Raw genomic sequence first — 15,856 nt, 5'->3', positions numbered from 1 at the left:
CTGCGCCTGTCGTGAGACCGGCTGCGGCGTCAGCCCGCCGCGCGGTCCGTCACGTGGTGCCTCCCGATGGGCAGCATGAGCGGCTTCCCGGAGGTCGGGTCGACGATGACCTGGTTCTCGAGGCCGAACACCGCGCGGACGGTGTCCTCGGTGAGGACCTCCGACGGTGTGCCCGACGCGTGCACCCGCCCGTCGGCGAGCGCGATGAGGTGGTCCGAGTACCGGGCTGCGAGGTTGAGGTCGTGCAGCACCATGACGATCGTCGTGCCGCGCGCCCGGTTGAGGTCGGTGAGCAGGTCGAGGACCTCGACCTGGTGGCTGACGTCGAGGAAGGTCGTCGGCTCGTCGAGCAGCAGGAGGTCGGTGCGCTGCGCGAGCGCCATGGCGATCCACACGCGCTGGCGCTGCCCACCGGAGAGCTCGTCGACGGGACGGTCGGCCAGCGCCGCGGTCTCGGTGGCGTCGAGCGCCGCGGCGACGGCCTCGTCGTCGGCGGTGCTCCAGCGCGACAGCATGCCCTGGTGCGGGTGCCGTCCGCGGCCGACGAGGTCGGCGACGGTGATGCCCTCGGGGGCGATCGGTGACTGGGGGAGCAGCCCGAGGGTCCGGGCGAGCTGCTTGGCGGGGGTCTTGTGGACCTGCTTGCCGTCGAGGAGCACCTGCCCGCCGCGCGGTGACAGCAGGCGCGACATGGAGCGCAGGAGCGTCGACTTGCCGCAGGCGTTCGCGCCGACGATCGCGGTGACCTTGCCGGGCGGGACCACGAGGTCGAGCCCGTCGATGACCGTGCGGTCCCCGTACCCGAGGGTGAGGCCCTGTGCGACGAGGGTGTGGTCGGTGGTCACAGGGAGCTCCCGGAGCGGTTCGTGCGGACGATGAGGTAGACGAGGTACGGCGCCCCGAGGACACCGGTGACGACGCCGACGGGCAGGCGGGTCCCGAGCGCGTACTGGCCGACGAGGTCGCCGACGAGCACGAGGACCGCGCCGACCAGGGCGGCCGGCACGAGCAGCGAGCCGCTGGGGCCCACCAGCCGCGCCGCGATCGGTCCGGAGAGGAACGCGACGAAGGCGATCGGGCCGGCGGCCGCGGTCGCGAAGGCGATGAGACCGACGGCGGCGACGATGAGGATCAGGCGGGTGCGGTTCACCCTGACCCCGAGCGCCGAGGCCGTGTCGTCGCCGAGCTGCGTCACGGACAGGTTGCGCGACTGCGCGAGGAGCACCGGGGCGAGCACCACGAGTGCGGCGAGCACGGGCAGCGCCTGGGACCAGCTGACGCCGTTGAGGCTGCCGGTGAGCCACCGCTGCGCCGCCTGCAGGTCCCACTCGGCAGCGCGGGACAGGACGTACGCGGTCATGCTGTCGAGCATGGCGGCGACGCCGATGCCGATGAGGATCAGCCGTGTCCCGGCGACCCCGCCCTTGTAGGCCAGCAGGTAGACGAGGATCGCGACGACGAGCCCGGCGACGATCGCCACGACGGACACCGCGCGCGACCCGAGCGACAGGGTGACGATCGCGAAGGCCGCCGCGGCGCTGGCACCGGAGCTGATGCCGATGATGTCGGGGCTGGCCAGCGGGTTGCGCAGCATCGTCTGGAAGGTGACGCCGCCGAGCCCGAAGCAGAGGCCGGCCAGGATCGCGAGGGTCGCACGCGGCAGGCGCAGCCGCCCGACGGTGAAGCTGGCGCCGGCGACGTCCTCGCCGAGGATCACGCGCAGCACGTCGGAGGCCGGGTAGAAGGTCTTGCCGACCATGAGCGAGGTGACGAACAGGACGACGACGAGCACGGCCAGCACCGCGATCACGGTGCGGCGGCGGACGGCACGGCCGGACCGGGCGCGCGCGACGGACTGCGCCGTGGTGAGGACCGGGCGGTCAGACGCCGCCTCGAGGCTGACGGTGGTCACAGGGCACGCACCTTCTGGCGGCGGACGATGTAGATGAAGAAGGGCGCGCCGACCAGCGCGGTGACGATGCCGACGTCGACCTCGCTGGGCCGGGTGGCGATGCGCCCCAGGACGTCGGCTCCGGTGAGCAGCGCCGCGCCGGTGAGCGCGGAGAAGGGCAGCAGCCAGCGGTGGTCGACGCCGACGAGGAGACGGCAGGCGTGCGGGACGACGAGCCCCACGAAGCCGATGGGCCCGGTGACGGCGGTCGCGGCGCCACAGAGGATCACGGCGCTCAGGGCGGCGGTGCCGCGGGCGATCGCGACGCGCTCGCCGAGCCCGGCGGCCAGCTCGTCGCCGAGGGCGAGGGAGTTGAGGCTCCGCGCCGAGACGAGCGCCAGCACCAGCCCGACCACGAGGAAGGGGGCTACCTGCCGGATGCTCTCGTAGGAGCCACCGCCGACGCCGCCGATCTGCCAGGACCGCACACCGCCCGCGATGTCGTTGCGGCCGAGCACCACGGCGCTGACGAAGGACGCGAGGGCGGCCGAGGTGGCGGCGCCGGCCAGGGCGAGCTTGAGCGGCGTCGCACCTCCGCGGCCGAGGGAGCCGATCGTGTAGACGAACAGCGCGGTGACGGCGGCACCGGCGATGGCGAGCCAGATGTAGCTCGACGCGGCCGTGAGCCCGAAGTACGCGATGCCGGTGACGACGGCGAGCGAGGCGCCCATGTTCACCCCGAGGATCCCGGGGTCGGCGAGGGGGTTGCGGGTCACGCCCTGCATGAGCGCACCGGAGACGCCGAGAGCGGCGCCGGCGACGACGGCGAGGAGGGTCCGGGGGATGCGCTTGGCGACCGCCGCCTGGTCGAAGCCGTCGGTCGAGCCGCCGAGGGCCGCGAGGGCGTCGGTCCACCCCACGCCGCGCGAGCCGACCATCACCGAGGTGACGACGAGGACGAGCAGGACCGCCAGGACGACGAGGAGCCACAGGGCGCGGACGCGCCTCGGGCGCCGCACGGCTGCGGCGCCCGAGGTGGTCGGCCCGGCGACGGTGGTTGCCGGGCCCGAGGGTGCTGGTGTCACGCGGGGGTCACTTCGCGTTGTCGGCTGCTGCGCCGAGCAGCTCGAGGTAGTCGTCGAGGATCCAGGAGATGGACAGCGGCGTCGGGTTCGCGGCGGTGCCGAGCGGGCTGGTGCCGGGCAGGTTGACGATCGAGCCGTTGGCGACGGCGGGGACCTGCGAGAGCAGCGGGTCGGCCTCGAGGGCGGTCACGAGCTCGTCGCCGCCGTAGGTGACGATGAGGTCGACGTCGCTGAACGCGTCGGCCTGCTCGGCGCTCTGCGTGAGGGCGAACAGGTCGGTCGAGGCCGTCGCGGTCGCGATGCTCTCGGGGGTGGTGAGGCCGATGTCCTCGAAGAACATGGCGCGGGTGTCGTGCGAGGTGTAGAAGCTCACCTGGCTGAGGTCGGTGGTGTCCACGTGGGTGAGGAACATCGCGGAGGTGCCCTCGAGCTGCGGGTACGCGGCGGCCTTCTCGGTGATCTCGTCCTCGAGCTCGGTGACGAGGGCGTCGCCCTCGTCGGCCATGCCCATGGCCTCGGCGTTGAGGTGGATCATGTCGCGCCACGAGGTGCCCCAGGCGGTCTCGGGGAAGGCGACGACCGGCGCGATCTCGCTGAGGGTGTCGTAGTCCTCCTGCGTGAGGCCGGAGTACGCGGCGAGGATGACGTCGGGGTTCGTGTCGGCCACGGCCTCGAAGTCGATGCCGTCGGTCTCGTCGAAGAGGACGGGCGTCTCGGCGCCGAGCTCCTCGAGCTTCTCGTCGACCCAGGGGAGCAGGCCGTCGCCGTCGTCGTCGCCGAAGTTCGCGGCGGCCATGCCGACGGGCACGACGCCCAGGGCGAGGGGGACCTCGTGGTTGGCCCACTGGACCGTGGCGACGCGCTCGGGCTTCGACTCGATGGTCGTGGTGCCCAGGGCGTGCTCGATGACGATGGGCTCGAAGCCCGCCGCGCTGGTGGACTCCTCGGCCGGTGCGTCGGACGAGCACGCGGCGAGGCCGAGGGTGAGGAGCGCGGCGCTCGAGAGCGCGATCAGGCGGGGTGCGCGGGACGTGCTGGCGGCGCGGGTCATGGTGGCCTCTCGGTGGTGGTGCGGCGGTTCGCGGCGCGTCGCACAGGGTGCGGGCCGCGCGGGCCGTCGACGGTGCCCGTGGGTGGGCGAGGTGATCAAGGGTGGGAGCAGACCGGCGGGCCGTCGAACGGACCGCCTAAGGTTTGCCTAACCGAAGATAGTGCGCCCTTAGTGGGATGGCAATCGAGCAGTTCTGACGCCCAGATGAGCGGATCGGACACCTGGCGGGTGCGTCAGCGAGCGCGGAACCGCCCGGGGCTCACACCGGTGACCCGCCGGAACGCCGTGCCGAAGGCACTCGCAGAGCCATAGCCGACGAGCAGCGCGACGTCCTCGATCTCCTCGCCGCGCGCCAGCAGCGCGATCGCGTGCTGGGTCCGTGCCGTCGCGACCCACTGGCTGAAGCCGAGACCGGTCTCGGCGAGGAACGTGCGGGTCACGGTGCGCGTGCTCACCCCGAGCCGCGCGGCCCACGCCGCGAGCGTGGTCGGGTCTGCGGGGTCGGCCAGCACCGTCTCGACCACCGGGGCGAGCAGCTCTGACGTCGGCGACTGCAGCAGGAGCTCCGTCGGGGCCGGGACCAGCACGTCGAGGACCATCGCCTCGGTCGTGGCGCGCGACGCCTCGCCGAGGTCGGAGTCCAGACGGTCGAGGAGGAGCGTCAGCAGCGGCGTGAGGTCGACGGCGACCGGGGTCTCGGAGATCGACCGGACGGTCCGGGTGTTGAGCTGCGCGGCGCGCTGCCAGGTCCCGGCGGGCGTCCACCCGGAGTGCCGGACACCGGCGGGCACCCACAGCCCGATCGACGGGGTGACCGTCCAGGTCCGCGGCCCGACCGTCGCGGTCGACGCACCACGCTCGTTCCACAGCAGCTCGTGCGTGGGGTGCGAGTGCTCCTCCCACCACGTGTCGTGGGTGATGACCTCGGACGAACCCAAGATCACGAAGGGGACCTCGACCGAGCCGGCCTCGTAGGACGGCAGGGTGCGGCTGGTGCGGGAGGACGCCCTGCGCGGTCCGGAGCGGTGCGACGTGGTGGCGCCGGGCTGCGAGACGGTGGCCTGCTCGGTCATGGCAGCCAGGGTACGACGACCAGGTGCACCACCAGCGACGCGGATCGGCGTCCCGCCCCTCCACACCCCGCCCCGTCCCGCCCCGACGTGTGCCGCGGCTGGGCTGCTCGTCCTGTGCTCCGGCTACTCGTCCCGGGAGGAGAGCACGCAGAACTCGTTGCCCTCGGGGTCGGCGAGCACGTCCCAGGTGACCTCGGGGCCCTGGCCGACGTCGACCCGTGTCGCTCCGAGCGCCAGCAGCCGCGCGATCTCGGCGTCGCGGTCGTCGCTCGTGTGCGGCGCGAGGTCGATGTGCAGACGGTTCTTGGTGGTCTTGGTGTGCTCCACGGGCACGAACACCAGACCGGGCGGCACGCGCTCGAAGGGCAGGGTCTTCCCCAGCTCCTCGGCCCACGGTGGCACGAGCGCGACCTCCTCGTCCGAGGCGAAGACGGTGGTCCACCCCAGAGCCTCTTCCCACCAGGCGGCGAGAGCCCGGTGGTCGGTCGACTCGACGACTGTCGAGTACCAGCGCAGCGCCATGGTCGTGCCTCTCGTCGGAGCGGTGTGGGTCTTCGTGGGTCTGTGGTGGCCCGGGTCCACCGTGGCACGGTCGACCGACCGGCGCCACGGCTGTGGTGGCTGGCGCTGCACGGCTCCTCAGGCTCCGCTCCTCAGAACCGTGCCCCGTCCGGGATCCCGTGGCGTGACGACACCCCGGTGCGCTCCAGCTTGTTCCACCGGGACGGGCGGCGCCGCAGCTGCTGGACGATCGCGGTGACCATCACCGCGTTCATCACCGTGGAGTACACCGGCATCACGAGCAGCACGTAGAAGAACCGCAGGTCGCGCCACGACCCGTTGAGGGCCGCGGAGACGACCACCGAAAGCACCGGGAACAGCAGCAGCGCCCACGCGAGCGTGCTCGCCGGCGTGCCGTAGAGCGTCTGGGAGTCGTCGACCGCCAGGCCGAGGATGATCCCCAGCGCCACGAGCTGGAGCACCGGCGCCACGACCATCGTCAGGGCGTTGACGGCCAGGTACGGCCCCACCACCCCGTGCCGGACGCTGCCCACCAGGTCACGGTGCATCCACAGCGTCTGCAGGTACCCCCGCGCCCAGCGCACCCGCTGGCGCCACAGCGGCCCCACCCCGGCCGGGACCTCCGCGTAGACGATGGCCTCCGGCTGGAACGACACCCGGTACCCGGCGCGACGCACCCGCCACGTCAGCTCGAGGTCCTCGCCGAGCAGCCCCTCGGTGAAGCCGCCCACCTCGTCGAGCACCTCGCGGCGCACCGCACCGCAGTTCCCCGAGACGATGGTGAGGCAGTTGACCTGCGCCAGCGCCCGACGCACCATCGCCGTGACGTGCGTGAGCAGGGTGAGCAGCCGCGGCTGGAACCGGTCGAGGTTCACCGGGGCGTCGTTGCCGCACACGGCCCCCACCCGCGGGTCGTCGAAGCCGCGCAGCATCCCGCGGATCGTCCACCCCGAGAACACCCCGTCGGCGTCGACGAACATGAGGATGCTGCCGCGGCTCAGGGAGATCCCGTGGTTGAGCGCCGCCGCCTTCCCCGCGTTCGTCTGGTGGGCCACCACGACGCCCGGGCGACCGCGGTAGCTCTTCATCACCTCCCACGTGTCGTCGCGCGAGCCGTCGTCGACCAGCACCACCTCCTTGTTGAGGTAGCGGTCGGCCAGGATCGAGTCGACGCACCGGCGCAGCACCCGCCCCTCGTCGAAGGCCGGCACCACCACCGACACGAAGGGGTTCGACGGGACCCGCAACGGGTCCGCCGGGCGCCGCGCGTGCGCCACGAGAGCGAGCGGCAGGTACGCCGCCTCGACGAGGGACAGCAGCACGGCCGGCAGCACGAGCAGCTGCAGGGCCAGGGCCCACCCGCTCACCGGGTCGCCATCACTCGGTAGTGGTCCAGGATCCCGCCGCAGATCTCGGGCACGTACGCGCTGTGCGCACCCAGGCGGGCGTTGATCTCCAGCACCACCGCCGTCCCGTCCCGCAGCCGGCGCACGTCGACGTCCGCAGGGCCGGTCAGACCGATGGCCAGCACCGCGTCCGACGCCGCGGCCACCACGTCGGCCGGCTGGCCCGCGGCCAGCCGGCGCACGTGCGTGCCGTTGCCGACGTCCCCCTGCGCCAGAGCCGTCTTCTCGAGCACGGCGACCACGTCGACCGTGCCCCACCGGGACGACACCAGCAGGTCGACGGCGTACTCCGTGCCCGGCGCGAACTCCTGCACGATGCTGTCCGACGTCAGCCCCAGCCGGCCCACGTGCGGGTGGACCACCACCCCGCGCCCACCGCGCCCGTGGCGCGGCTTGGACACCAGCGGACCGTCGTACCCGGCGAGCGCACCGTGCGCCGCCGTCGTCCACGACGTCCCGAGCGTGCTGGCCGGGACGGGCACGCCCGCGTCGGCCAGCACCCGGTATGTGGACCACTTGTCGCTCGCGATCGACACGGCGCTCGCGGGTCCCACGACCACCGACCACTCGGGCGAGGTGTGGTGCAGCGCCGGGAGGGTGAGCTCCTCGGAGACCGTCGGGATGATGAGGTCGGCCGACCAGCAGCGGGCAGCCGCGAAGAGTGCGTCCGGGTACGTGGGGTCGAGCACCGGCGGGACGCGGAGCACCGTGAAGGGGCCCTCGCCCTCGGGGTGCATGTCCACCCCGAGGACCTGGTGCCCGCGCTCGACGAGCTGGCGGGCGACGCTCGCGCCCGCCGGCCCGCGGGCCCCGGTGACGACGACGCGCCTCACGGGAGCACCGTCGTCATCGAGGCGAGCACCCGGACGGGCTCGTAGCCCTCGGCGTGACGGACCTTGGCCTGCCCGCCCCGGTAGGACGCGGTCGCGCGGATCCGCTCACCGGTCATGTACGGCTTGTCGCTCTGGTCGCGGTGCGTGGCGATGGCCAGGACCTTGACGTCCACGTACCCGCCGACGTCCACGAAGACCGTCGGGCGGAACCGGGTGGTCGCCGACGGGCTCTCGTAGCACAGCAGCGTGGTGTGGAACCGTGCTGCGCGCAGCGTCGCCAGGTGCACGGCCTTGTGGTCCTGGTGAGAGTCGTTCGACGAGTGGGTGAGGATGATGTCGGGCTGGAGCCTCGACACGTGCTCCTCGATGGCGACGACCATGTCGCTGCTCGAGTCGGCGAGCCGGGTGTCGGGGAAGTTGAGGACGGTCACGGACTGCGCGCCGAGGAAGTTCCCGGCCGAGCGTGCCTCGGCAGGCCGGACGCCGGTGCCGCCGCGCTCGCCGTTGGACATGACGAGCCCGTGGACCTCGTAGCCGGCGTCGATCCACCGGGCGAGGGTCGCCCCGCAGCCCAGCTCCAGGTCGTCGGGGTGCGCTCCGACGGCGAGCACGCGCCGGGGTCGAGGCGCTTCCTCGTCGTCGGGCGGGGCGATCATCGTGCCGCGCACGACCACGAGGAGCAGGATGATGCTGGCCCAGCCGAGCACCTGGATGGCCACCGATGCCGGGCCGGTGAGCGTCGAGTGGTGCCAGACGGTGCAGATGGTCGCGGCGGGCACGAGCAGCAGGGCAGACACGAAGGCCGTCCGGCGGACGACGTCGGGGTGGGTGGTGTGCCGTCGGAGCCACCGTGCGCTGAGCAGCGCTCCGGAGGCCGCGCCGAGCAGGGCGAAGCAGAGGAGGGTATGGGCGAAGAGCACCATCGTCGGTGTCCTTTCGGGGTTGCCGCGCGCGTCTGAGGGCGCGACAAGGCTGAAGAGGTGGGGTGGACGGCCACGGCACGACGGGGGAGGGGGCACGTGGTCCGGCCAGAGAGGTCACCGAGGTGACCCGCGTGTGTTCGTCAGCTGGTGGGTGAGACAGGGCTGGTGGGTGAGACAGGGCGTTCGCTGCGTGGCCGGGGAGGGTCGCGCCTGTGCTCCGGGGAGGGAGGTTCACGCCGTGGGGGACGAGGGCGTGGGCTCGTGCGGCTGGGGCCTAGGTGCGGCCGTCGTCGCTGAAGGGGTCGGAGCCCTGTGCCGCGAGCACGAACCATGCGGTCGTGCCCGTGTGCAGGGCGTCGTAGATGGTGCTGTCGCCGCCGGCCGTGCCGTCCTGGGACGCGGCGGGGACTCCCCGCGGTGCGACGCCCGAGGAGGACTGGCCGTCGGTGAGGGACGGGGCGGACGAGGACGTCTGCGGTGCGCGCTGCGCGTCGCGGAGGGTGTCGAGGAGCTCGTCGGCGAGCGCTGCGTCGCGCTCGAGGCCCCGGACCCGCAGGGCGCAGGCGAGGTGGGCGGTGCCCTCGTACCAGACGGTCTCGGTCGGGTCGGCGCCGTCGCCGACCTTCGCGCCCCGGGCGTCGTCGCCGCCGACGAGGAGGTTCTCGCTGGCCCAGTCGAGGGCGCGGGAGGTGGCGTCGCCGGGCAGGACGAGCGACGCCCAGGACTGCACGTCCTCGGGGACGTAGTCGTCGGTGTTGGTGGTCTCGCCGTCGGTGCCGGTCCCCACCCAGTAGTGCCCGGTCGCAGGGTCCTGGAGGGAGGTGACGACCGCCAGCGCCGACTGCGCGCGCTCGGACCACACCGGGTCTCCGGTCGCGGAGGCGAGCATGAGGAAGAACGCGGCGACGTCGATGTTGTGCTCGGTCGACTTCCACAGGATCGGTGTGCCGTCGGCGGCGAGGCCGCCGGTGTACCCGCCGGTGCCGCGGTCGTCTGCGGTGACGTCGTGGATCCAGGTGCCCAGCCGGACGGCGGCGTCGAGCACAGCGGTATCGGGCGTCGCGGCGTCGGCCGTGCTGTCGTCGGCGGCTGCGTAGACCTGCAGCTGCGCGAGGCCGGCCCACGCCATGTTCCCGGTGCTGCTGGCGTCGGTGAGCGCCTGCGAGCTGTCGGCCGGTGCGGTGCACGGGTAGGCGTTGCGCAGGCGGCCGTCGCCGTCGGGGTCGGAGCCCTGCAGGGAGACGAGCGACGCGGCGAGGGTGCGCGCGCGGCCGAGGTCCTCGTCGGTGCCGCGGGCCGTGTACGCGATCGTGGTGACGGCGACGTCGTACACGTAGGACGCCTCGGGGGCGTCGGCTGCGGGGACGCCGCTGAGGTAGCTCGGCGGCAGCCGCAGCTGGTCACCGCGTCCGCAGGTGTCCATCGCGAGGTCGAGGAACGCGTAGGCGTCGGAGACCGACGCGTCCGGCGTGCTGCACGACGAGGCCGAGGTCGCCAGGACCGCTGTGGTGACGGCGGCGACCCACTGGCCCGCGGTGCGGTAGGAGGGGGTGCGCGACGACCGCTGTGCGCTCACGCTCGTCAGGGTCGCCATACGGGTCACAGTAGCCACCGGGTGTGATCTGCGCCACAAAAAGTCACGCGGCGACCGGGTGAGAATCACGCGGTGTCGTCGCTCACCTGACCGGCCTCCACGACCCACCTGCGGTCGACGCGCACGGCGTCGAGCATGCGGCGGTCGTGGGTGACGAGCAGGAGCGTGCCGGTGTAGGAGTCGAGGGCCTCCTCGAGCTGCTCGATGGCGGGCAGGTCGAGGTGGTTGGTCGGCTCGTCGAGCACGAGCAGGTTCACGCCGCGGGCCTGCAGGAGCGCGAGCGCGGCACGGGTGCGCTCGCCGGGCGACAGCGACGCGACGGGGCGCGCCACGTGGTCGCCCCGCAGGCCGAACTTGGCGAGCAGGGTCCGTACCTCCGCCTCCGGCCAGTCGGGCACGAGGCGGGAGAAGGACAGGGCGAGCGGGTCGTCGTCGCCCAGCTGGGAGCGGGCCTGGTCGACCTCGCCGACCGCCACGCTCGTCCCGAGGGTCGACGAGCCCTCGTCGACCGGGATGCGGCCGAGCAGCACGCCGAGCAGCGTCGACTTGCCGGCGCCGTTCGCCCCGGTGATCGCGATGCGCTCGCCCGACTCGACGGACAGCCTCACGGGGCCGAGGGTGAACGCGGTGCCCGCGGTCTGGGCATCGCTCGAGCCGAGCCGCACCACGGCGCCGTCGAGGGTCGCGACGACGCGCGAGCCGCGGGGTGCTGCGGCGATCTCGTAGCGCAGCTCCCACTCCTTGCGCGGCTCGACGACCTCCTCGAGACGCTCGATCATGCGGTCCGTCTGTCGCGCCTTGGAGGCCTGCTTCTCCGAGCCCTCGCGGTGCTGGGCGCGGATGAACTTGTCCGGGTCGGACTTCTTGGCGGCGTTGCGCACGCCCTTGGCCATCCACCCCCGCTGCATGCGGGCCCGCGCCTCGAGGCCGGACCGCTTGTCGGCGTACTCGTCGTACTCCTCGCGCGCGTGCCGTCGCGCGACCGCACGCTCCTCGAGGTACGCCTCGTAGCCACCCGAGTAGACCGCGACCTGCTGCTGGGCGAGGTCGAGCTCGACGACGCGGGTGACGCACCGGGCCAGGAACTCGCGGTCGTGGCTGACCACCACGACCGCCGAGCGCTGCGACCCCACGAACTCCTCGAGACGGGCCAGCCCGTCGAGGTCCAGGTCGTTGGTCGGCTCGTCGAGCAGCAGCACGTCGAAGCGCGACAGCAGCAGCGCCGCCAGGCCCACCCGTGCCGCCTGCCCACCGGACAGCCCGGTCATCAGGTGCTCGGGGTCCACCTCGAGCCCGAGGTCTGCCAGCACGGCACCCAGGCGCTCGTCGAGGTCGGCCGCCCCGATCGCCATCCACCGGTCGAAGGCGACGGCGTAGGCGTCGTCGGCCCCGGGCTCGCCGGCACCGAGGGCCTCGGTGGTGCGCTCGAAGGCCTCCTGCGCCGCGGCGACACCGGTGCGGCGAGCCAGGTGGGCGCGCACCGTCTCACCCTCGACCCGCTCGACCTCCTGCGGCAGCCACCCCACGATCGCGTCGGCAGGGGACAGGGACACCGACCCGGCCTTGGGGTGGTCCGCACCGGCCAGCAGCCGCAGCAGCGTCGACTTGCCGGCACCGTTGGCGCCGACCAGCCCCACCACGTCCCCGGGGCTGACCACGAGGTCGAGCCCGGAGAACAGCGTGCGGTCGGCGTGCGCTGCGGCGAGGCCGCGGGCGACGAGGGTGGCAGTCATGGGGTGAATCTTCTCATCGCGCGAGCGACGCCAGCTCCGCGGCACGGGGAGCCGTGCACGCAGGCATCCTCCGACGAGAGCCCGCCGGGAGCTACGCGGTCGACGCCCCGCCGGTCTCGAGGTGGTCGCCCCGCACCGCGGCGGTCCCCAGCGCACGACGAGGCGTCCGCACCCCGGGCTCGCCGTAGCCGAGCTGCAGGAGCACCTGCGGGGCGCCGACGAGGCCGAGCGAGCGGACGACCTCGTGGCGCGTCGTCGGGTTCTCCAGGACCGTGGTCGCGAAGGACGCGGTGAGTCCGGCGACCGTCGCCTCCAGCAGCAGCCTGCTCAGCGCCCGCCCGGCCCTCAGCCAGTCGTCGGGGGAGTCCCCGGGAGTGGTCAGGAGGGCCAGCACGGCCCCGTGCTCGGTGGCGTCTCCGGGTCCCGCTCGGTCGCTGAGGCGGCGCGACCCGGGACCCGGAGCAGCACCGGGGTGGCCCGCCCACGGTTCCTCGACCGGCACACCGTCACCAGCACCGTCGGCAGCAGCAGCTCGCCCCGTCCACGCCTCCTCCTCGGCACGGCCGACCAGGTCCTCGGTGGCCAGCGCCTCCGCTCGAGCCACCTGACGCAGCACCACCCCGCGAGCAGCGCTCCCCGGTGGCAGCACGACCAGGTGCGCCTGCGCGTCCGCGACCATCCGGACCAGCCGTGCCACCAGAGCGTCGTCGACCACGAGATCGTCCAGCGCGATCCGGGTCGTCCGCCGGTGCACCGTCGCGACCGACAGCTCCAGCTCGGCGACCGACGGAAGGTCGCCAGGAGACAGCGACACCCGCGCCAGCCGCAGGTCCCCGTCACCGGCGGTCACCGTCACCTCGGCGTCGAGACCCTCGCGCCGTGCCGCCACGACCAGATGGTCCACCAGCGCACCGCAGCTGATCGTCGCCTCGCGGGACAGCGGGTCGCCGTGCCGCAGCGACCGCGCCGGGTCCACCCTGACGTCCACCATTCCGCGGCCCCGCGACAGCCCCACCTCCACCGTCCACGGCTGCGTGTTGTGCACGCTCGGCGCGCGCGTCGCAGCCCGCACCACCCGCTCGAGCACCTCGGTCGTGAGCATCGTCGCTCTCCTCTGGTCGATCCCCCTGACTCCCGAGCCTGGCACCACCCGCCCCACCCGCGACAGTGCCGAAGGTCCTACGACGCCCCCGCACCGACCCCAGCGGGAGACAATGCTCCTGTGCCCGCCGACCCGATCGCCCGACTCCTCGCCGACCCACCCGACCTCCCCGTCCGCAGCGCCCTCCCGGCGCTCGCCGACGCCGTCCGCGACCGCGGGGTCGTCGTGGTCCAGGCACCACCCGGGACCGGCAAGACCACGCTCGTGCCACCGGCGCTCGCGGACCTGCTCGGCGCAGGCCGCGTGGTCGTCACGCAGCCCCGGCGGGTCGCCGCACGCGCAGCAGCCCGCCGCCTCGCGCAGCTCCTCGGCGAGCCGCTCGGCCAGACCGTCGGCTACTCGGTCCGGGGAGAGTCGACCACCAGCGCGAGCACCCGGGTGGAGGTGGTCACCACCGGTGTGCTGCTGCGCCGCCTGCAGCGCGACCCGGGCCTCGACGGCGTCACCGCCGTGGTGCTCGACGAGTGCCACGAGCGCCAGCTCGACGCCGACCTCGCCCTCGCGCTCCTCGTCGACGTGCGCGCCAACCTCCGCGACGACCTCGTGCTCGTCGCCATGTCCGCGACCGTCGAGGCAGAGCGCACCGCGGCTGTCGTCGGCGGCGACGGGCCTGCCGCCCCGGTCGTCACGGTGCCGGGCGCGCTGCACCCCGTGACGCAGGTCTGGGCTCCGCCGCCAGCCCGCGTCACCGCCCTCGACGAGCGGGGTGTCACGCCCGCGTTCCTCGACCACGTGGTCGCCACCACCCGGCGCGCCCTCGACGAGCGGCCGGGGGACGTGCTCGTGTTCGTGCCAGGGGCACGCGAGGTCGACGTCGTCGCCCGAGGCCTTGCCGGGGTCGAGGCCGACGTGCGGCCGCTGCACGGCCGGCTCCCCGCCGCGCAGCAGGACCTCGCCCTGAGCGCGGGGCCTCGTCGGCGCGTGGTGGTCTCGACCGTGGTGGCCGAGTCGTCGCTCACCGTCCCCGGGGTCCGCACGGTCGTGGACGCGGGCCTGTCCCGCGAGCCGCGGGTCGACCACCGCCGGGGGCTGTCCGGGCTGGTGACCGTCCGGGGCAGCCGGGCCTCGGCCGAGCAGCGTGCGGGGCGTGCCGGACGTGAAGGGCCGGGAGCGGTGTACCGCTGCTGGAGCGAGGCCGACCACGTCCGGCTCGTCGCGCACCCGGTCCCGGAGATCCTCACCGCCGACCTCACGTCCTTCGCGCTCGAGCTCTCCTGCTGGGGCTCGCCCGACGGCACGGCGCTCGCGCTCATGGACGCCCCGCCCGCCGCGGCGAGCGCCGTGGCCCGCCAGACGCTCGTCAGCCTCGGCGCGGTCGAGGCCGACGGGACCGTCACGGCCCGAGGACGGCAGATCGCCGGGGTCCCGGTCGACCCGCGCCTGGCCCGCGCCCTCCTCGACGGAGCCGACGCCGTCGGCCCGCGCGCCGCGGCCGAGGTGGTCGCGTTGCTCTCCGAGGACGTCCGCGCCCCGGGCGGCGACCTCGTCGCGGCCGTCCGCGGGCTGCGCGCCGGGACCCTCCCGGCGCCGACGTGGAAGAGCCAGGTGACCCGTCTCGAGGCGCTCGCACGGCGCAGCGGACCAGCGCGGGGGCTTGCCACCCGCGGCAGCGCCGGAGGCCGGCGGGCCGGGCTCAGCCTCGACCTGACGGTCGGGCTCGTCGTCGCCCTCGCGCACCCGGACCGGGTCGCCCGACGGCGCCCCAAGGGCTCGACCTACCTCATGGTGTCCGGCACCGGAGCCGCGCTCGCCCCGGGCTCTTCGCTCACCGGCTACGACTGGGTCGCGGTGGCCGACGCCGACCGTGGAGCAGGGCGCCGCGACGCGACGGTCCGCTCGGCCGCCCCGCTCGACGAGGACCTCGCCCTCGACGCCGCGTCCTCCGCACTGCACGACGACGCCACGGTCACCTGGACCGATGGCCGCGTCGTCGCGCGCCGCACCACGTCGCTCGGCGCCATCGAGCTGACCTCCGACCGGCTCACCGACCCGCCCCGCGACCAGGTGGTCGCCGCCGTCCGCGACGGGCTGGCCCGCGACGGCCTCGACGCGCTGCCCTGGCGCGAGTCCGCCGTCGCGCTGCGCGCCCGGCTGGACTTCCTGCACCGAGCCCTCGGCGAACCCTGGCCCGACGTGAGCGACCAGGCGCTGCTCGACGGCCTCGACCGGTGGCTGGGCCCCGACCTCGACCGGGTGCGCCGCGCCGACGACCTCCGGCGGCTCGACGTCACCTCGGCGCTGCGACGGCTCCTGCCCTGGCCCGAGGCCGGACGGCTCGACGAGCTCGCGCCCGAGCGCGTCACCGCACCGTCCGGCACAGGCGTCCGGGTCGACTACTCCGGCGACCAGCCCGTCGCCGCGCTCAAGGTGCAGGAGGCCTTCGGGTGGAAGGAGGCACCCCGGCTCGCCGGCGGCAGGGTGCCCCTGCTGCTCCACCTGCTTTCACCGGCCCGACGCCCCGCCGCGGTCACCGCCGACCTCGCGTCCTTCTGGTCCACCGGGTACCCGCAGGTCAGGGCAGAGCTCCGGCGCCGCTACCCCAAGCACGCCTGGCCCGAGGACCCCTTCGCGGCGCGCTGAGCG

Annotated in this window: 13 protein-coding genes; 1 reads left to right on the top strand and 12 read right to left on the bottom strand. The window is 74.0% G+C overall.

Annotated elements, in window-relative coordinates:
• Positions 1-29: 29 nt before the first annotated feature.
• The 12 genes from SKED_RS09380 to SKED_RS09325 form a co-directional block, all read right to left on the bottom strand.
• Positions 30-845, bottom strand: a complete 816-nt coding sequence (locus tag SKED_RS09380) for an ABC transporter ATP-binding protein (RefSeq protein WP_012866905.1) — start codon at positions 843-845, stop codon at positions 30-32.
• Entirely contained in the window at positions 842-1,912 is a 1,071-nt protein-coding gene (locus tag SKED_RS09375; RefSeq protein ID WP_012866904.1) for a FecCD family ABC transporter permease, read from the bottom strand. The genes SKED_RS09380 and SKED_RS09375 overlap by 4 nt, the downstream gene beginning before the upstream one ends.
• Positions 1,909-2,976: a FecCD family ABC transporter permease gene (locus SKED_RS09370; protein WP_012866903.1), complete on the bottom strand. Its 1,068-nt coding sequence runs from the start codon at positions 2,974-2,976 to the stop codon at positions 1,909-1,911. The genes SKED_RS09375 and SKED_RS09370 overlap by 4 nt, the downstream gene beginning before the upstream one ends.
• 7 nt (positions 2,977-2,983) lie before the next feature.
• Positions 2,984-4,027, bottom strand: a complete 1,044-nt coding sequence (locus tag SKED_RS09365) for an iron-siderophore ABC transporter substrate-binding protein (RefSeq protein WP_012866902.1) — start codon at positions 4,025-4,027, stop codon at positions 2,984-2,986.
• A 233-nt stretch (positions 4,028-4,260) separates the two neighbouring features.
• A complete protein-coding gene (locus SKED_RS09360; RefSeq protein WP_012866901.1) occupies positions 4,261-5,100 on the bottom strand; it encodes a helix-turn-helix domain-containing protein in 840 nt (279 codons plus the stop codon).
• Positions 5,101-5,223: 123 nt separating this feature from the next.
• Positions 5,224-5,622, bottom strand: a complete 399-nt coding sequence (locus SKED_RS09355) for a VOC family protein (protein WP_012866900.1) — start codon at positions 5,620-5,622, stop codon at positions 5,224-5,226.
• A 131-nt stretch (positions 5,623-5,753) separates the two neighbouring features.
• A complete protein-coding gene (locus tag SKED_RS09350) occupies positions 5,754-6,989 on the bottom strand; it encodes a glycosyltransferase family 2 protein (protein WP_012866899.1) in 1,236 nt (411 codons plus the stop codon).
• Entirely contained in the window at positions 6,986-7,861 is an 876-nt protein-coding gene (locus SKED_RS09345) for an ATP-grasp domain-containing protein (protein WP_012866898.1), read from the bottom strand. Before SKED_RS09345 ends, SKED_RS09350 begins: the two co-directional genes overlap by 4 nt.
• Complete coding sequence (locus SKED_RS09340; protein ID WP_012866897.1) at positions 7,858-8,784, bottom strand: PIG-L deacetylase family protein; 927 nt, start codon at positions 8,782-8,784, stop codon at positions 7,858-7,860. Before SKED_RS09340 ends, SKED_RS09345 begins: the two co-directional genes overlap by 4 nt.
• A gap of 274 nt (positions 8,785-9,058) precedes the next feature.
• Positions 9,059-10,360, bottom strand: a complete 1,302-nt coding sequence (locus tag SKED_RS09335; protein WP_042438965.1) for a hypothetical protein — start codon at positions 10,358-10,360, stop codon at positions 9,059-9,061.
• An 83-nt stretch (positions 10,361-10,443) separates the two neighbouring features.
• Positions 10,444-12,111, bottom strand: a complete 1,668-nt coding sequence (locus SKED_RS09330; RefSeq protein ID WP_012866895.1) for an ABC-F family ATP-binding cassette domain-containing protein — start codon at positions 12,109-12,111, stop codon at positions 10,444-10,446.
• Positions 12,112-12,202: 91 nt separating this feature from the next.
• Complete coding sequence (locus SKED_RS09325; RefSeq protein ID WP_012866894.1) at positions 12,203-13,213, bottom strand: Acg family FMN-binding oxidoreductase; 1,011 nt, start codon at positions 13,211-13,213, stop codon at positions 12,203-12,205.
• Positions 13,214-13,333: 120 nt separating this feature from the next.
• Between SKED_RS09325 and hrpB the strand changes: the two genes are divergently transcribed.
• Positions 13,334-15,853, top strand: a complete 2,520-nt coding sequence (hrpB, locus tag SKED_RS09320; RefSeq protein WP_012866893.1) for an ATP-dependent helicase HrpB — start codon at positions 13,334-13,336, stop codon at positions 15,851-15,853.
• Positions 15,854-15,856: the final 3 nt, after the last annotated feature.

This window comes from Sanguibacter keddieii DSM 10542 (assembly GCF_000024925.1).
GTDB lineage: Bacteria > Actinomycetota > Actinomycetes > Actinomycetales > Cellulomonadaceae > Sanguibacter > Sanguibacter keddieii.
The sequence above is the reverse complement of the archived record's forward strand: the minus strand, read 5'-3'. Positions and strand labels throughout refer to the sequence as shown.

What these genes read in the sequence shown, in the direction of transcription:
- SKED_RS09365 (WP_012866902.1), bottom strand. Translation starts at nt 4,027, where the DNA reads ATGACCCGCGCCGCCAGCACGTCCCGCGCACCCCGCCTGATCGCGCTC.
- SKED_RS09360 (WP_012866901.1), bottom strand. Translation starts at nt 5,100, where the DNA reads ATGACCGAGCAGGCCACCGTCTCGCAGCCCGGCGCCACCACGTCGCAC.
- SKED_RS09355 (WP_012866900.1), bottom strand. Translation starts at nt 5,622, where the DNA reads ATGGCGCTGCGCTGGTACTCGACAGTCGTCGAGTCGACCGACCACCGG.
- SKED_RS09340 (WP_012866897.1), bottom strand. Translation starts at nt 8,784, where the DNA reads ATGGTGCTCTTCGCCCATACCCTCCTCTGCTTCGCCCTGCTCGGCGCG.
- SKED_RS09330 (WP_012866895.1), bottom strand. Translation starts at nt 12,111, where the DNA reads ATGACTGCCACCCTCGTCGCCCGCGGCCTCGCCGCAGCGCACGCCGAC.
- SKED_RS09325 (WP_012866894.1), bottom strand. Translation starts at nt 13,213, where the DNA reads ATGCTCACGACCGAGGTGCTCGAGCGGGTGGTGCGGGCTGCGACGCGC.